This window comes from Stenotrophomonas sp. 3(2025), from assembly GCF_052665395.1.
Window position 1 is genome coordinate 212,365 of record NZ_JBQOIF010000005.1, and the last position, 16,729, is coordinate 229,093.

A 16,729-nucleotide genomic window follows, 5' to 3' on the forward strand; every position below is an offset into this window, starting at 1 on the left:
AATGCGTTCAAGCGGATTTTCTTTCTTTGCTGCCTGCTGATTGCCCCCCCCCCCGCAGCCCCGCATCGTCCAGCAATGAAGGCGGGTTGGGAACGTATCACCCCGATGAATAAGTCGCGCGCTCTTTGGCAGCGCAACGCTATAGTCAGCGCATGACCGTATTCCTGCAGATCGAAGGCACCGCCATTGTTGATATCCCCAGCCTCTATGCGGAAATCAACCGGGTATTCATGGCCGGCGAAGCCTGGCAGCTCGGGCCCAGTCTCGATGGGCTGGACGATCTGCTGTACGGCGGTTATGGCGCGCTGGCCGGGCACGAAACCGCCACGCTGGTCTGGCGCGACATCGACCGCAGCCGAGAGGCACTGGGATTGGAGGCCACGCGCGCGTGGCTGGAAGACAAGCTGCGGCAGCCGGGTACGTTCAATGCCGAAACCATCGGCCGCCAGCTGGACGCCCTGCAACGTGGCGAGGGGCAGACCTACTTCGACATCGTGATGGATATCTTCGCCAGCCACCCGGACATCACCCTGGTACAGGCCTGAGGCTGCCACGCCTGCTGCCGACGCCCATCAAGGAACGTGGCAACAGGTACCACATGCACAGCAGGAGCTTGCACCACAGCACTTGAGCGACTGTCCGCTGCCATCCTGGCACTTCGCTGCACAACATCCCTTATCGCGAGCGGTTGCCATCGGCGAGGCGATGGCACAGGCAGTCGCCCTGCCATCTCCTTCCGAGGGCGACGCCTCCAACGAATAGTCCAGCACCTGGACGTCGACCTGTCCCCCGCCCAGCCCACGCTTGCGGACACCCAGCGGCCGCCCCTCCAGTGCCGCCGCCTGCACCATCGCCGGAGAGATCGTCAATGCGCCCTCCTGCAGCAGCGTCCCGTCCTGCCACAGGCTCCACTGCAGGTCTGCACCCGCTTCGCCGGCGATTGCCTCCGCTTCGGCAATGTCGACCACCAGGCTATAGCGTTGCCCATGCCTGCCCTCCAGCGCGACGGTCGCCGTGCGCCCCTGCCGCACGCTCAGCCGGGGCGAGAACGCGGGGACCCCGTCGTGCAGCACCCGCAACGCAAGGTGGTGCAGGTCATTCGACGGCGCCGCCTCTGCCGCCAGGGAAAGACCCGCGGTGCAGGCCAGAAATATCGCAAGCAACACCCGAAGGAACATGCATGACTCCGTTTGACCGCCCGATTGCGGCGATCCACCCTCCGCCGGAAATCCCTCCGAAAGCTGTGACCCATAACGCGGATTCACCCAGCACCAGCAGGCTGGCGCCGGCAACGACCGTTTCACTCGCAATCGCCCATCGCCCGAGCCTCCCGCACAACCATTGAAAGTCGCACGCGCCACCGCAGCTGTTCACCTGCGACACGTGCCACGCCCCCGGCAAAAGCGTCCCCCCTGCCCCGACCAGTTACCATGGACAGCCCTGTACCGGCTCCGCCCCGCTGCCCTCCGGCGCGAGCGGACGCCCCTGATCCACGAGTCCCATGTCCAAAGACAAGTCCGCCGAACACACCCCGCTGATGAAGCACGATGGGTTCACCGGAATCATATGCAAGCAAACCCTTCTGCAGCAATGATTCTGGCCCATTGGTGGCCGAACAGCGTTTAAAACGCCACACCGTCGCAACACGTTCCCCCGCAGCAAGCACGCCCCATTTGTTGATTGGAATCGATTCCAATCTCGGAGTCTGAGGAGATGAGACGCGAGCGGTAGTAGGATTGGGTTGCCCCATTCACTTGGTCACTCAACAGCTGCCTGATGACGAAATCCATCCAGGTTATTTCTGCATCTAAGTTCGCTACAACCTTTGCCCTCCGACCCGAGCTTCATGCCTGGCTTCTCGGTGCCGGCGCTTCTGCGGCCTCGGGCATCCCTACGGGCTACGACATGATCCTGGACTTCAAAGCCAGGCTCTATTGCCAAGAGACCCGGTTTCCCCGCCGAAACGTTGATCCTAGTGATCCACTGTGGGTTCAACGCATCGACGAGTTCTTCTCTCGCACCCCCCTCCTTCCGCCTCCTAACGATCCGACCGAGTATGCGGCCGCGTTCGAGGCGCTTTATCCGCAAGAGACCCATCGTCGGCAATACATCGCTGACGCCATCAGCAAGGGCACCCCTTGTTTTGGGCACCGCATGCTGGCCGGTCTGATAAGCGCCTCAAAGGCCCCATGCGTCTTTACAACCAACTTTGATCCTCTGATTGAAGAATCCAGCCTGCTGGCGGCATCGCTGATGGCCCCTGGCACTGCGGCCAAGCCCGCGGTAGCGGCGCTAGACTCTGCCAATGTAGCAACCCGCTGCTTGGATGAAGGTGACTGGCCCCTCATCGCCAAGCTTCATGGCGACTACCATTCCACGTCCCTAAAAAACACCACAAGCGAGCTCGCTTCCCAAGACAATGACATGCGCCGGGCCATGGTTGAGGCCTGCAAGCGATTCGGCTTGGTCGTCGTCGGCTACAGCGGCCGCGACTCCTCCGTTATGGAGGCGCTGGAGTCCGTCCTGGCCTACGAGAATCCCTTCCCCAGCGGCCTCTATTGGTGCACGTCTTCCCGCACCAAGCTCCTGCCGGCGGTAAGTGATTTCTTGGCAAATGCTGCTTCTGCGGGCGTCAATGTCTTCATCATAGAGTCCGCGACGTTCGACGAGTTGGCCGGCGATCTGCTCAACCAAATCAGCCTTCCAGCCCCGCTACTGGACCATGTCCTGTCTTTCCAGCCCGCGCAACTCGCAGCGCCTGCCCCAGTACGTACGACGGAAGCTCGGAAGTTCCCTGTGCTTCGCCTTTCCGCGTTGCTGGTGGAGAGTCTCCCCACCACGGCCAGAAGGGTAACCTTAGGCCGCCCATCCTCCATCCTTGAGGTACGGGAAATGCTCAAGACCAGTAAGTGCCGCGCGGCGGTTTCAATGGTGGGAAATGAGCTCGCAGCCTTTGGCAAGGACGCAGAGATCCTTGCGGCATTGCACACACTGAAGCCAGCACTTAACGGGCACTGGACGCTGGACCCTCGCCGAGACAGCTGGGCGCTAGGACTCACCTATGACGCCCTTCTGCGCGCGTTGGCTAGGCGGCGACCGTTGATTCCCAGACTCAAGCGTTCCGGCCACTCCCTACTGGTTGCGAGCACGAGAGACGGAGAAACGGAAGAACAGCGGCAGCGTCGTGAAAGTCAGCTTTCAAAGCTGAAGGCAGCCTATGGTGGCAAGCTCACCGGACAAATCTACGGCCGCAACTACAACGAAGCCATCTCGGTTCGGCTAGAAGAAATTGAGGGACGCTGGTGGTGCGGGTTCGATCCCTACACCGCCGTAGAAGTGCCGCGCGATGAGCGGGCTGCTCCTTCAGACGCGGCCGCGAGCGACCCACTGGCTTGGTCGCCGCAGCGCCGGCCAGATCCGACCGCTGACTGGAGAAGAGAGCGGTGGGCCACCAAATACAACGGTGCATGGGCCAACATCATCGACGCGTGGGCAAGCTTGCTCACGTCCCCACGGGGCATCACCTTTCAAGCATTCGGAATCGAAGCTCAAGAGGGAGTCGATGCGGCTTTCCGCATTTCACCACTCACGGGCTTCAGTCGTCCCGGACATCACGACAAATACTTTGACCGGAGGCAGTAATGGTAGATGTTTCTCGCTCGCAGCTACCACCGCTGTCCCTGCTTTCGGAGCCGGAGCTGGCCTTTTCTCCTGAACAGTCCGGGGGGCGAGATGTCCACCCCCTTCGCGGGCTGGCGCACTACGGCCCCTTCTCGCACCAGACATTCAGCCAGTTCACGCCCACCGTTCGCATTGCCACAGTGGGCCCAGAAAGGGCGTTCAAGACCCGTGGCGCACTCATGGCATCGCTGAAGCAGCAACATTCGGCCAGCGACAGAAGCGGCTACGCGCCAGATTTTCCCGGCTTTGCCAGTGTCTTCGGCGTGGACTTGGCTTCCTCTGACAAGGCTAACCACATCCGTTGGCCCGACTCCATCAACGATCTTCCAGGATCTGGTCCGCTTCAGACTCGCTTGGTGGCCGCCTTCGATGCAGCCCTCTCGCAACTAAGCACAAGACACGAGCAGTTTGATGTGGTTCTAGTTCATCTCCCGGAGGCATGGCTTCCTCACACATCCGGGGACGGATTCGACGCGCACGATGTTCTCAAGGCATTGGGAGCAAAGCACGGCATCCCAACCCAGGTGCTCAACGACCGGACCTTCAGTTTCTCAAACAAGGCTCAGCTGGCTTGGAGGCTGTCGATCGCGCTCTATGTCAAAGCCGGCGGCATTCCTTGGAAGCTCGCCCCTCTAGCGGGAGTGCCCGCGGACACTGCCTACATCGGTTTGGCATACGCGCTGAAGAAGGTCAACGACGAAACCCACTTTGTCACCTGCTGCTCGCAGGTGTTCGACATGGACGGGGGCGGCATGCAGTTCGTGGCGTTCGAGGCAAAGGATCCGGTCAAGGACGTGCGCGAAGCACGAAGGAATCCGTTCTTGTCACGAGAAGACATGCGAGCGGTCATTGCCCGCAGTCTGTCGATCTACCAACAGCGCAACGGTGGCACCCTTCCTCGGCGAATGGTCATCCACAAGAGCAATGCGTTCAAGCAAGACGAAGTTCTAGGTGCTCGTGACGCCTTGACCGCCGTCCCCGAGGTGGAATGCGTTGAGATCAGCTCCAGACCGACTTGGCGGGGAGTATGGCTGGTCAAATCCTCTAGCGGGACTGCGCGCACCCAACCAGCCAGATATCCAGTTCCTCGCGGCACCTTCGTGCCTCGGTCGGGCACGTGCGCTCTTCTTTGGGCTGCGGGCAATGTTTCAGACGTTTCAAGCAAATCAGACTACTACCAAGGCGGGAAGAGCATCCCACGTCCACTTCTACTGACCCGTCACGCGGGCAGCGGACCACTGGAAACGATCGCCCACGAAACGTTGGCGCTGACCAAAATGGACTGGAACAACGACGCACTCTACGACCCAGTGCCCGTCAGCATCCGCTACTCCCAGAAGCTAGCCAGAACCATCTCCAACGTTCAGGATCTCCCTGGAAACAGCTACCCCTACCGGTTGTTCATGTAATACCACATCGTGACGTTAGCAAAAGGAGATCGATACCATGATCGGTAAGATGCAGGACGCCTACATCGAAAAGCCGTCCGGGGAATTCAAAGGTCCCTACCAAGCCAGTTTTGCAGGACCGACCGTAATCTTGAACGACCGCACCGCAGACGTGGACGTTGGCGACCATGTGACCAGGACGCTTCCAAACGGAAAAACTGAGCGCTCCTACATCGTGGGCGTCGCCTTCTACGATGGGAGCGTTGGACGCTTTGGACCACACTACCAGTTGAAGACTGGTGCGGCCCCTGTGAATCAACAGCGAGCGCCCACCATCAACATTCAAGGATCGCACTCCATCCAGATCGGCGACTACAACACCCAGAACGTTGTCGGTGCGGTCCAAGCGCTGCATCAGGCTATAGAAGCCTCAAGCGCCACAGAAGACCAGAAAGTGGAGGCCAAGTCGCGCTTGGCCAAGCTGCTCGAACACCCCATTTTCGTTGCGATCGCCGGCGGTATTGCGGGCGGTCTCGCTGGCTGAGCACTAACCAGGAGACGCGGCTCTAGCGCGTCGGTGGTCCAGCGAGTCACCAGACCATCTTCAACAGCTCCAGCGCACTGCGGACATCAAGCTTCTCAAGTCAGGGTAGCCCGCTGAGCTTCCGAGTCTGGTCTTCAGGTCACCGCCTGGCCTGTGCGAGCCAGTCATCGATGAGCCCTGCCAATGTGCGATCGGAATGCCTATGCGCGTTTTCAGCACGGCCAAAGCTGATGGTTTTCCAGCACGACCAACTTCGGCTTCTGTGAAAGAAGGCCCAAAATCCCGGGTTGCCAAGTGAGGCGATGGTGCTTTGATGAGCGCACCACCTCGGCTCAAAGGAGCTCAACCATGTTCTCTCACCCGCAATTCCAAGTCGCCAGCCAACTGCTCATCGGGCTCATGTTCCAAGGACCTTCTCGTCAACTCGGCGACCGCGTCGAAGACGTGAGGCATGCCTTGGAGGTGTCTGCTGAACTGATCCGACAGTGGGAGGAGGACCAGCCACGGCGTGGCAAGTTCACACCCCCAACGCCGGTGCCACAGACGCGCACACGTGAAGCCGTGGTGGACCGCACCTTCATCCCTACAGATGAGTGGCGGCGTAGCCGCGCCAAGAAGAGCACGTCACCTTCAACATCGCGAGGCTCGGGCCCTGCTATTCACTGAAAGATGCCACCTGAAACGAGAAGAGCCCCGCTAGGCGGGGCTCGTTGCGTTTAGTGCAATCTGGGGCGCCGTGGAATGGCGGATGGCTGGGACGCGTCCGACGCGACGGGCCACTCTTGGAGATCCGACTGCGCCTCCCGGGTTGGCTCGGCTCGAACAGAGCAACGTTCCAAGACAGCCACGCTCGCAGCCTCCAAGCACTCTTTCCGCAAGCGTAGGTCCTCGGCCAAGATCGCCTCTTGCTCCGGGCTTGTGGCAGCTTGGGCTGCAGCCAACTCAGCAGACCGCTGCTCCAGAGCTGCCAACCGGCGGCCGCGACGCCTGGCCCACTCACGAGCCGTCCAAGACACCCCGGGTTCCGGGTGGTTGGCCACAAAGTCGTCCCACGCCTGTTCAGCCATGTGCCGCAATCGGATCGCACGGCGCACAGCTTTAAGACGCTTGGGGAAACGGACCAATGCTGCTGCAAACCGCTTCAAGCCCAGCAGCAGTGCGTTGAGCGCCGAACGATGCTCCTTGCACTCTTCGGGAACGACTTCTCCGCTCGCCAGTGCACTGACCGCTTTCAGCGTGGAATGGAGCGCATGGGCAGCCAATTCATCCCTGAGCGCGTCGCCTTGACGGACCACCTCAATCCGGATGGTCTCCACCGAGGGGGCCTCCCTGGGAGCGCCCTCGGTGCTGCCGTCGGAGCGCCTCTCGCCGATGGCTTTGCCCAACCCGTGCGATACAACGATCTGCCCATCGGAGAAGGCAAGCGTCTGATCGATGGTCGAGCGCTTTGCCTCGCGGTGGGCCTGCGCTTCACTGTGCCCCTCAGGCGCCGCGGCCCGGTTTTCCTGTTCAAACCGGGCTAGCACTTCATCGAAGGCGTGTTGGTTCGCCTCCTGAATGGACCTGTTCCTCTCCCCTAGCTCTGAGTACTCCCCGCGGCGCTCGATGGCTGACGCGTCTTTTCCCAGGTGACGCGTGGGAGCCCTCGATAGCACTGCGGCGGCCACGAGGTCCCCGCGCGCGAGCGCCTCGTCGGACTGGGCCTTCAGACTGCGATGATCCACGCGAACGTCCAGGTTTGCAGCTTCCAGATGCACATTCGTCGTCGCGGCCACCAGTTCCCTGATCCACTCGACCTCGGCCCGGCCTGCAGGGCCTCCGTCGAGCTCTCGGGTTTTGTCCAGGAAGCCATCAGGGCCAAGCCGGCGGGTGGTTGCCAGAATGTGGACATGCCAATTCATGCCTCCTTTGCTGCCGGGACTGTGGATGCTGGCTTGTGCAGCAAAGCCGTAGCGGTCCACCAAGGCCCGCGCCACTGCGAGGGCAAGAGACGATCGCTGGTCATCGTCCAACTCGTGGGGCAGCGCAAACTCGAACTCCCGTGCGATGGTGGAATCCTTTCGGCGTTCCGCGGCCTCGGCCTCCGTCCAAAGTGCGGCAGGCACCAGGGCCCAACCTGGTGCATCGCCGGGAATAATGCAGCGTGATTCAACCACGCCGTCCCGCCGACGGTAGTCGTGGCGCTGCCCAGTGCGCGTGTCTTCGAGAAGAAGCCCAGCGCGGTAGGCGGCAGCGGCAATGGACGAGTGCCCCTTAGCTCGACTGAAGGTTTTGACATTCGCGTGGTAGATGGCCATGTGGCTCCAAAGCAGTGGATGTGGCTTTGTTTATGCCGTGGCTTTGGATTTTCGCAAGCGCTGAAAGCGATTGGGGTTCAAGGGGCGAAGCCATTTGCGCACGCGTCACGTAGTGACGCCTAGGTGCGCTCTTGCTCTTCCAGATTTTGCTCTAATTCTCGATGGTAGGGGAGCTAGATGGGCGAGTAGATGTCGCGGCTCCAGTGATCTTGACGTGGCCGATTTATTTGCTTCACTCAAAATCAATCGACAAAGGAGATCGGCATGACAGCACCAAACCAATACCCACCTTCACACCCTACGCCAGGTCATGGACAGACTCGCCAAAGCAGACTGTAAGTATCGTTCAGCCAAAGGCGCAGACCTGCTTCCCAAGGCGACCAGTCGATTCAGCGCCTTGTCTTTCAATGGCTTTCGGGACGGTGACAAGCCAACGCACAGCTGATTGCGCGGATCACATGTCAGTTGGAAGGACCTTACCCCAATTCGACCTTCCTCCACGGGTAGAGACGCTAAGATGGCCGCCCCGCCAAATCCAAGTGGGTTGGGATCGGGCCCGTCTAAACTCCCATCAACGCAGACGGCGCCAACGGTGGGGGCGTGAAGCTTCGGGATGGGCGGAAACGCCACTCAGATCCCTGTGGCGAGTCCAACAGAGCCTTAAACCGCAAGTGGTTTTTACTAGAATCGGAACCTCGACCAGCAAAAATATGTCCCATTCACATTCTTAGGAGTGAGTGCATGATCACCCCAAATTCCTCACTGAGCCAACTGCAGGCTCACGTCGCGCAAGCTGAACTTGCCCGTGGCTTCCTCACCCAGAGCGCTGCAGACAAGTGCCTGCTCCTCGGCGAGGAAATGGGTGAACTGTTCAAGGCGATTCGTAAAACATCGGGCTTGGCCATTGATCCTCAATCCCAAGTCGGCGAGGTCGGCAGTGAGCTGGCCGACATCCTTAACTACCTGCTCGCCATCGCTAACCGTTACCACATTGACCTGGGCGAGGCTTTCGTCTCCAAAGAGGTGGTCAATGAAACAAGAACTTGGACCGTTAGCCCAGCTTCTTGAACTCAATCCTCGCACCGAAGTTGGCACAAAGTAATTGTGCCGGCGGCCCCACGTGGCCGCATCCATAAGCGGCGAAGCCAAACGTGCGGCCTAACGTTCACCACACTTAGAAGCAATTGCCTACCGACGGCCGTCTGCCGAGCCAACTTCTGGCTACCCACCTTTAGCACGCTAATCCCGGTGTTAGTATTTCATTAAACCCAGTACCCCGCCCGCTTCAAACTCCGGACCCAGCGGCTTCTGGAAACGCTTTTGTGACATCTATTTAGCGACACCGTATTGAAAGTTGCAGCCCGTCATGGGCATTATTTAGGCGGGGTACAAAAGCTCATGCAACGCAACTGACCTGTTCAACGGCGCAGGGGGCGCCTGGCAGTTATGGGGATTCTGCGGATTGTTCTGCTCAGCGGTCCTTTCAAGGTTGGGAAGTCCACTGTCACCGGCGAGCTAGTTCAGCAGTTTGGCTACCTCAAGATCAGCTCTAGTGACTACCTTCGCTCGCTGAGTCCCGGGGTGGAGCGATTAGAGCCTGCGCAGGCTCGCTTGAGACTGCAAGAAGCAGGTGACGACTTGGACCGGAAGACTGACTTCCTCTGGGTGGTGGATCCGATTGCGACTTCTGCTGTCGCCAATGCCCCAGACGCGTTCAACTGGCTTTTCGACGCAGTGCGTAAGCGACGGCAGGTCGAGCACTTTCGAGGGCAGTTTGGTTCCGCTGTCATGCACGTCCACCTGACAGCCCCGGATGACGCCCTGAGGATCCGTAGCGGCTTGTCCGACACGGCCTACGGAATTGCGGCCTCTCATCCCAACGAAGTCAATGCACGTTCCCTCATCGACATTGCTGATCGTGTCTTCGACACCACTGTGCAGACGGCACACGAGATTGCGATGCAGATCAATCAGGCGGGAGGCTGGTATGAAGAAGCATCATGTCGTCATCATTAGTGGCAAGACCTGCACAGGGAAGACAGGGCTAGCCGAGAAGCTGCGGCAGACGTACGGATTTCGGGTGGTTTCCTCCCGCGACATCCTCAACATGCAGCTAGAGCTCGACGGCAAGGGTAGCCGCCCTGTCCTTATCGAGGAGGCGCGCAAACAGGATGAACAAAGCAACTCCAAGTGGATTGTGGAGGGCGTGCTGCCTCAGTTTGAGCTGTTGCAGGATCACGAGCCAGGCATCGTGGTCGACCACGTCAGCAGTGCCGAACAGGTTCGCCAATTTCGGGAGTGCTTCAGCACCAACCTGGTTCACGTCCATCTCTATGCCACCCAAGCCACCTTACTGAAGCGCTATGAAGAAACAGAATCTTCGTCTGATGCTCCCAATTACTCGGACATCGACCACCTAACACCCGAGTCGGTGGAAAGCCTGAAGGCGGACGCCGACGTTCGCATCTTCACCGAACGCACGGACAGTGAAGACACGCTAGTGCGTGTCGCAGCCCAGCTCCATTTGCTCACCCCACCCGAACTGCGATGCGTGGATGTGTTGGTTGGAGGTCAATACGGCAGCGAGGGCAAGGGAAACATCGTGGCTTACTTAGCCAACGAGTATGACGTACTGATTCGGGTCGGCGGCCCGAATGCAGGCCATACCGTGGCCAACGCAGACGGCAAGATCGTCCACCACCAGTTGCCCTCAGGAACGCGCTTTTCCAATGCCAAGATCCTTCTGGGACCTGGCATCACTCTTAACGTTAAAGCGCTGCTGGCTGAGATCGCGAGATCGGAGATAGGACCGGAAAGGCTGTTCATCGACCCGCAGGCCACCATCATCGATGCGGAGGATATCGCCAACGAAGAGGGTGGAGTAAAAGGCACCATTGCTTCCACCGGCAGTGGTAGCGGCGAGGCCAAGGCGAGGCGCATCCGTAACCGAGGCAAGCCGGATCAACCAAAGTTAGCCAAGGACATCCCTGAGTTGGAGCCCTATCTGGGTTCGACGGTGGAACATTTGGAACTGGCATACCGACATGGTCACTCTGTCCTGCTTGAAGGCACGCAAGGCAGTGCCCTGAGCCTGTATCACGGCGAGTATCCCTACGTGACCTCCCGCGACACCAACGTGGCCGGATGCCTGGCCGAAGCAGGCATCTCACCCAGCCGGGTGCGCAAAATACTGATGGTGGTTCGCACGACGCCCATTCGAGTGGCTGATCCCGATGGGAACAAGGGGAACATCTCCGGTCACCTAAAGGTTGAAACCACGTTCCGCATCATCGCCGAGAGCGCGGGCCTCAACCCTGACGACGTCGAGGCGGCCGAAAAAACCTCGACCACCAACCGTAAGCGGCGAGTGGGCTGGTTTGAGTGGAGTCAGTTCCGACGGGCCTGCGACCTCAACGCGCCCACGGACATCGTGCTGACATTCGTGGACTATCTAAGCGCGAGCAACCAGAAGGCGCGGAGATTTGAGCAGTTGTCCTCCGACACGATCAAGTTCATTGAAGAACTGGAGCGTGTGGCACAGGCACCCGTGTCATTGATCAACACGCGATTCCCTCAGAAGGACGGTGATTTCAAGGATCTCCGCTCCATCATTGACCGTCGCAATTGGACGGCCCGCTCTCCCATTAGGTGACCCTGTGCAACTGGAAAAACTCCTTATTCGTTATCCGTTCGTCTACCACATGGCTGAAGCGGGCACGTGGCCTAGCATCCAACAGCGCGGCCTGCTGTCCACCACTGCTTCGTTGGATGCGCTTGGAATAGCCGGTGCACAGCGCAATGCCCTTGAGAGCTCCTATCGGCCGGAGATGTTCCACTTGCGCCCAGGTGCGGCCGATAACATCGTTTTGCGAGACCAGCGTCCAATGCCCCCTAGCCGGCTGGAGCAAGCACTGCCAGCCGGGCTTAGCACTGATCAGTGGTATCGCCTCATCAATAGCAAAGTATTCTTCTGGGTGAGTCCGGAGCGACTGGGTAGGTTGCTTCGATCCTATGGAGCCTCTCAGCACGACGTTCTGCGAGTAAACACGGCTAGCTTGCTGGATGCGCACTTCGCGCGCACCTGGCTCTGCCACATGAACTCGGGCAACACCCTGCCCATTCCTCATTACCGTGATGAGACCATCTTCAAACGCATTCCGGACTACCCGGTGAACCGAGTCGGCAACCCAGTAAAAGAGGTGGTGGAGCTGGTCGTCGACTACTCAGTGCCCGACATCGCGAACCACGTGGTCGACGTGACCCGGGTCCAAGGCGATACCCAGCTAGCAGTGGTGTGGACGCGGTGATGTATTTCTACCTAACACCCCAATATATGAGACAAATTGGGAACTCGACACACCCGGGTACCCGCCATCTTTTGAAAAAGAGGAGCTCAAGCTGAGGCGCTCGCATAGAGTGAGATTGGGCGCCTTGAGTCGCCCCAACTCTTAGAAAACAAAGCCTAACAAGCCAATAGCTCATTTATATTTCATTCATTAATGTGACGGCCAACGAGTGAAGCGATTGTTAGCTAATTCCTTGCAAACAGTACGCAATTGACTGCTATTGATTGCTTGAAAATCGCTCGAAACACCTTGTTTTAAAGGACTTCAAGGAGATAACTGATTTAGCGGGATGGTGAGGGCACCCTCGCAGCCGGAGCAACGTCTAGGGATGTTGAGCCGGGCGAAAATTTTTGTATCAACCCGGTTGACGAATTTGCGGCCTGTTTTATCCGTACTTCCATCCCCCAGATGGAAGTGAACCAATGACCGCTCTACCCTCCGCAGCACTCGCCGATTACATTGCCGCACCCTTTGGCACCCTTCATCTGGAGGGCATCCACATTGGTCGTTTCCGGATTGAACGAGCTACGATTCAAGGTCGCGAAGCTGCAATCAATCTTCAGGAGTGCATCCTGACAGCGCTGGACGAAATCGGCCGCAAGAGCGCGCTGAAGAACGGAACCCGGTATCCCCAACAGCTGCCCATGGGCACACCGGCGCGTCCCCTGGCCAAAGAGATCGATGATCACCTCGCGGACATGCGCCGCCGGCAGCTGGATCCCAAGACAGTGCTGGCCACGGAGCGCACCCTCAAGCTCCTCCTGCTGACCTGCGGCAACATTTCGGCCTGCCGCGTGGATTACAAGCATATCCAAGCATTGTGGCAGCTGCTGCGCTGGGCTCCGAAAAACCTGTTGTCGGATCCCTTGCTGAAACGCCTCAGCTTCGATGACGCGATCACTTTGGGGAAGGAGCAGGACGTACCGCCCTTGGCTCCGGCCACCGAAGAGCGCCACCGCCGCTTCCTGGTTGCTTTCTTCAACCACCTGGTCAACGGGCAAGCCATCGCGTCCTCGCCCATGAAGGCCTTCCGCAAACCAAAAGAAGATCACGCCATCGATCCCGACAAGGCCATCCGCCTGTTCGAGGACGGAGACCTGCAGGCCATCTTCGACCCGGCCACCTTCATCCCTTGGGCGAGAAAGCCGCAGCACTGGTGGGCACCGATGATTGGCCTCTACACGGGCGCTCGCGTCAACGAAGTATGCCAGCTGAAGCTGACCGACATCCTCCAGGAACGCGGGATTTGGTGCATCGCCTTCCAGAAGACCGTCGATGAAGACCTCGCTGCAGATCCGAAGCGCCAGCGCCGAAGCCGTCAGAGCATGAAAGGAGCCGGGTGCATGCGCATTGTCCCCATCGCCAAGCCCTTGCTGGACGCTGGCTTTCTCGAGTTCGTCGAAGACATGAAGACCACTGGCCACCCGCGGCTGTTCCCCTTTCTCTCTGCCGGCGTGAACCGGAAGACCGGAGAGACCAACGCCCGTTACAGCCAGCAATTCGTGGTGGATTTCGGCCGCTACTTGAAGAGCCTTGGGTTCGCCAAAGGTATTGGGTTCCATGCCTTCCGCCACACCCTAGCAACCGAATTGGATGTCAACGATGTTCCAGAGAAGGAAATTGCGCTTGTTACCGGCCACAGCACCGATCCCCGAGATCGGGTTCAGGTGTTGCGCAAGCACTACCTCCACAAGAAACCACAGGTGACCCGGAGCAAACAGATCAGCGCCCTGGAGTTGTATCAGCCCAACGTGGAACTGCCGCGCTACGAGCGCGGGCAATTTGCCGAGCAGTTGAAGGACCCAAGCAAGTTCCATCCGTGATACCAGCAGCTGTTGCCCAGGCCCCAGGCAAGTTCTGGAGGGGGCCTAGGCTGATCAGGGCGCGTTCGCATCGAATTCCATTTGGAATTACGCTAAAGCCCTCTACGCTTGGACCACACAGATGACCATTGATGTCAGCGGCCTGTCGGCCAAAGAACTCAAAGCCCTGATCACTCAGGCAGAAAAGCAGCAAACCAAAGTGCTGACTCGGCCCAAAGCTGCTGCCATGCGAGCCAAGATCAACAAATACGTCAAAGATCATGGTTACACGATAGATGAGCTTTACGGAGCGGTTTCAACGGCCTCTTCCGAGACCTCCAAGAAGCGCACCGGCCGCAAACCCGCGAAGTCCGCCGGCGGCAAGGTCGCCCCTAAGTACCGCAATCCGGCCAACCCCAGCGAAACGTGGTCCGGCCGTGGCCGCCAACCAAGGTGGCTGGCTGCGCTGGTTGTAAAAGGCAAGTCAGCGGACGAGTTCTTGATCAAATGAATGTGAATTCGTTGGCCTGACGAAGAGGCGACCGGCGTCGGTGCGCTGAACGTTGGCCGAGCAAAGACTATCTTCGATAACCCGGTCCGTGCGCACTCGTGGGCCATCGGCTTGTCGCGACCTCTCTCACGGACACAGAATCTTCATGTAAGTGCGTGCGGCCTGACCCATTGTGGCGCACACAACAAGAGATATGATAGTTAGCCGTACAAACGCCTCCTCTCTCACTCGAGAGGCCACCTTGAGTTTAGGTACAAGTGCCGCGCTCAGCAGGATATGTTCATGTTTGACTCCTTCTCGCCAGGGTATAGACTGTCACTGAAAGCGGAGTGCTTATGAAGATCAATGACATAGTTGCAGTGGAGCCTTCGACGGAGCTTGCGTGGATGCGAATGCCCGAGCCCGATCGTCAAAAAGTGGCCGAAATGTTGAAAAATACGAGCCTTACACAAGCTCACACCACGGGTGAAAGCAAGAGGCGGGCGCTTGATACAGGCCATTTTAGAATTATTTACGAAGTAACTCAGGATGGGGCCAACGTCATAGTGGTATCGGTGGCGACGGCAAGAGAGGCGCGCATTCTTCGCCGATAATACTGAGGCACTTATGCTTAAACAGGGAATGTTTCACTCAGTCACGTCATCAACGTTGACTGGGAAGTGGATGCGGGCAGAACTGCAGAAGTTCAAGGCGGTTCTTGATGCAGGTATCGGCTCTGGAAAAGGGGTGGATGAGACTACTCTTCTGCACTGGTTCGCACAGAGTGCCGAGCACGTTGCGTTGCTCGCTTATGCAACTAAGGGCGTAGTCCCCACGAGCGTGGGCCGCGAGATCCCTCTCGGAGGGTTTAGGGCCGATTTCGCCTGGGCCGCTGTCGATGCTCACGCTGCACCAACAATCGTTTTCATCGAGTTCGAGGCCGCCCTTTCCGATACGCTTTTTGAGATCAAGAAGAAGCGAACCACCCCCTATATAGGAGCGGCTTTTCTTGAGGGCTTTAGCCAGATTGTCGATTGGTGCGCATTCGGACAGCACGAGGCAATGACGAACCCATTGGTATCCCAATTGCTAAGAGGGGTCGCAAGACCACCAATTTACCAGTTTACGTTGATTGCCGGCCTCGACCATTTTGCAAGCGACCCCGCCCTCACGTCTCGCCTCACTTGGTGGAAGCAGAACATTAAATATGCCGATGGAGCCGAAATGTATAGCTTCACAGATGTGCTTGAAAATGGAATGCGCAGGGTCGGCCATTGGCTTTAGTGGTTGCTCGAAAGAAGTAGAGGCATGCATCTGTAGCCCCCCCCCTACTACGCCGAGCTTCAAACGGCACGAGCATCGAACTTGCAGGTGATTGAAGTACAGCAGTACCGGGGCGTGTTGGCGCCCGTAATTTTTGCGCTTGCAGCGATGTAATGAGTCAATGGTGTCTCGGCTACGCTTGTGGACCTCCCTTTCTCACCAGAAAACGGGCACCTATGCTCAGTCATCCTCGGTCAGCTTCTTCTTCAACTGAGGCACCTTGCAAGTATGTGGCGGAGGAAAGCGCTGCTGATTCCATTTAGCTCCCAGCGCCGATATCGGTTATTTTTCAAATTACCTAGCGTTGCCAGCCAGCATAAAGAATACCAATATCAGCACGATGTACTCTTCCGTGTCCGCGGCGAAACGCTAATTAACCGATCCCGATTATCGACCTTGGGCACCCTATCCATCCCTGCCAGCCTTTCTCCGTGGCGCCGACTCTTGGCGACAAAACAAGCGCGCGCTCACTCTTGCCAAGAGATGAGCCACTCACCCTGCGGGGAGAATTCGCACGATGCGCCATCGATAGCCACCCGAATCAGTGAGAGCTTTCAACGGCATGGAGTATGACACTAGCCGGAGCGTACGCCCACGCAGGGAGAGACGAATATGTATTCACCATTGCCGTGCAGCAGGCGCCCTGCGCCTTGACTGCCAAGGTGAGCGCGGATGTTGTCGCTCCCAAATAAGGATGAACAATGGAAAATGGTCGACGTGCAGCGACAGATCCCAAGGAGCCTTCTGTTAGGTCCGGTGCTTCGCTGCGTGCATCTCAATCCGTGACTGACAGCAGTCCCCCTTTGCGTGCTGCGCAACCTGCGGGACCCCATTCAAGGAAGGAATTGAGTCGGAGGA

The 16,729-nt window shown here is 58.5% G+C and carries 14 protein-coding genes; 12 read left to right on the top strand and 2 right to left on the bottom strand.

What is annotated here, in order from left to right; translation table 11 throughout:
• The first annotated feature begins 152 nt into the window (after nt 1-152).
• Nucleotides 153-545, top strand: coding sequence for a ribonuclease inhibitor (locus ACUXVE_RS06215; RefSeq protein WP_222390212.1), 393 nt, complete (start codon nt 153-155; stop codon nt 543-545).
• A 27-nt stretch (nt 546-572) separates the two neighbouring features.
• Here the strand turns inward: ACUXVE_RS06215 and ACUXVE_RS06220 are convergent, their stop codons facing one another.
• Complete coding sequence (locus tag ACUXVE_RS06220; protein WP_445514017.1) at nt 573-1,178, bottom strand: hypothetical protein; 606 nt, start codon at nt 1,176-1,178, stop codon at nt 573-575.
• 598 nt (nt 1,179-1,776) lie between these two features.
• Here ACUXVE_RS06220 and ACUXVE_RS06225 point away from each other — a divergent pair.
• The 3 genes from ACUXVE_RS06225 to ACUXVE_RS06235 are packed head-to-tail and all read left to right on the top strand — an operon-like array spanning nt 1,777 to nt 5,613.
• Nucleotides 1,777-3,642: an SIR2 family protein gene (locus tag ACUXVE_RS06225; RefSeq protein ID WP_445514018.1), complete on the top strand. Its 1,866-nt coding sequence runs from the start codon at nt 1,777-1,779 to the stop codon at nt 3,640-3,642.
• Nucleotides 3,642-5,090, top strand: coding sequence for an argonaute/piwi family protein (locus ACUXVE_RS06230; RefSeq protein ID WP_445514019.1), 1,449 nt, complete (start codon nt 3,642-3,644; stop codon nt 5,088-5,090). The genes ACUXVE_RS06225 and ACUXVE_RS06230 overlap by 1 nt, the downstream gene beginning before the upstream one ends.
• Before the next feature lie 37 nt (nt 5,091-5,127).
• Nucleotides 5,128-5,613, top strand: a complete 486-nt coding sequence (locus ACUXVE_RS06235) for a hypothetical protein (RefSeq protein ID WP_445514020.1) — start codon at nt 5,128-5,130, stop codon at nt 5,611-5,613.
• Nucleotides 5,614-6,329: 716 nt separating this feature from the next.
• On the opposite strand, the gene ACUXVE_RS06240 is transcribed toward ACUXVE_RS06235, so the two are convergent.
• Nucleotides 6,330-7,910 (bottom strand): MobA/MobL family protein, encoded by a 1,581-nt coding sequence (locus ACUXVE_RS06240; protein WP_445514021.1) that lies wholly within the window; start codon nt 7,908-7,910, stop codon nt 6,330-6,332.
• A 741-nt stretch (nt 7,911-8,651) separates the two neighbouring features.
• Between ACUXVE_RS06240 and ACUXVE_RS06245 the strand changes: the two genes are divergently transcribed.
• The 8 genes from ACUXVE_RS06245 to ACUXVE_RS06280 all read left to right on the top strand — a co-directional run bounded on the left by ACUXVE_RS06245 (nt 8,652) and on the right by ACUXVE_RS06280 (nt 15,832).
• On the top strand, nt 8,652-8,978 hold the full coding sequence (locus ACUXVE_RS06245; protein ID WP_445514022.1) for a MazG nucleotide pyrophosphohydrolase domain-containing protein: 327 nt from the start codon (nt 8,652-8,654) through the stop codon (nt 8,976-8,978).
• A 570-nt stretch (nt 8,979-9,548) separates the two neighbouring features.
• Nucleotides 9,549-9,926, top strand: coding sequence for a hypothetical protein (locus tag ACUXVE_RS06250; protein WP_445514023.1), 378 nt, complete (start codon nt 9,549-9,551; stop codon nt 9,924-9,926).
• On the top strand, nt 9,898-11,562 hold the full coding sequence (locus tag ACUXVE_RS06255; protein ID WP_315829516.1) for an adenylosuccinate synthetase: 1,665 nt from the start codon (nt 9,898-9,900) through the stop codon (nt 11,560-11,562). Before ACUXVE_RS06250 ends, ACUXVE_RS06255 begins: the two co-directional genes overlap by 29 nt.
• 4 nt (nt 11,563-11,566) lie before the next feature.
• The gene (locus ACUXVE_RS06260; RefSeq protein WP_049455419.1) at nt 11,567-12,217 is read left to right on the top strand and encodes a DUF7002 family protein; all 651 of its coding nucleotides are present in this window, start codon (nt 11,567-11,569) and stop codon (nt 12,215-12,217) included.
• A 461-nt stretch (nt 12,218-12,678) separates the two neighbouring features.
• The gene (locus tag ACUXVE_RS06265; protein WP_445514024.1) at nt 12,679-14,079 is read left to right on the top strand and encodes a site-specific integrase; all 1,401 of its coding nucleotides are present in this window, start codon (nt 12,679-12,681) and stop codon (nt 14,077-14,079) included.
• Between the two features lie 121 nt (nt 14,080-14,200).
• Nucleotides 14,201-14,569: an H-NS histone family protein gene (locus ACUXVE_RS06270; protein ID WP_445514025.1), complete on the top strand. Its 369-nt coding sequence runs from the start codon at nt 14,201-14,203 to the stop codon at nt 14,567-14,569.
• 335 nt (nt 14,570-14,904) lie between these two features.
• Nucleotides 14,905-15,162: a hypothetical protein gene (locus ACUXVE_RS06275; protein WP_445514026.1), complete on the top strand. Its 258-nt coding sequence runs from the start codon at nt 14,905-14,907 to the stop codon at nt 15,160-15,162.
• Between the two features lie 70 nt (nt 15,163-15,232).
• A complete protein-coding gene (locus ACUXVE_RS06280) occupies nt 15,233-15,832 on the top strand; it encodes a hypothetical protein (protein WP_445514027.1) in 600 nt (199 codons plus the stop codon).
• The last annotated feature ends 897 nt before the right edge of the window (nt 15,833-16,729 follow it).

Coding starts and splice junctions, on each gene's coding strand:
- ACUXVE_RS06265 (WP_445514024.1), top strand. CDS start 12,679: ATGACCGCTCTACCCTCCGCAGCACTCGCCGATTACATTGCCGCACCC.
- ACUXVE_RS06235 (WP_445514020.1), top strand. CDS start 5,128: ATGATCGGTAAGATGCAGGACGCCTACATCGAAAAGCCGTCCGGGGAA.
- ACUXVE_RS06215 (WP_222390212.1), top strand. CDS start 153: ATGACCGTATTCCTGCAGATCGAAGGCACCGCCATTGTTGATATCCCC.
- ACUXVE_RS06275 (WP_445514026.1), top strand. CDS start 14,905: ATGAAGATCAATGACATAGTTGCAGTGGAGCCTTCGACGGAGCTTGCG.
- ACUXVE_RS06225 (WP_445514018.1), top strand. CDS start 1,777: ATGACGAAATCCATCCAGGTTATTTCTGCATCTAAGTTCGCTACAACC.
- ACUXVE_RS06230 (WP_445514019.1), top strand. CDS start 3,642: ATGGTAGATGTTTCTCGCTCGCAGCTACCACCGCTGTCCCTGCTTTCG.
- ACUXVE_RS06245 (WP_445514022.1), top strand. CDS start 8,652: ATGATCACCCCAAATTCCTCACTGAGCCAACTGCAGGCTCACGTCGCG.
- ACUXVE_RS06255 (WP_315829516.1), top strand. CDS start 9,898: ATGAAGAAGCATCATGTCGTCATCATTAGTGGCAAGACCTGCACAGGG.
- ACUXVE_RS06240 (WP_445514021.1), bottom strand. CDS start 7,910: ATGGCCATCTACCACGCGAATGTCAAAACCTTCAGTCGAGCTAAGGGG.
- ACUXVE_RS06270 (WP_445514025.1), top strand. CDS start 14,201: ATGACCATTGATGTCAGCGGCCTGTCGGCCAAAGAACTCAAAGCCCTG.
- ACUXVE_RS06220 (WP_445514017.1), bottom strand. CDS start 1,178: ATGTTCCTTCGGGTGTTGCTTGCGATATTTCTGGCCTGCACCGCGGGT.
- ACUXVE_RS06280 (WP_445514027.1), top strand. CDS start 15,233: ATGCGGGCAGAACTGCAGAAGTTCAAGGCGGTTCTTGATGCAGGTATC.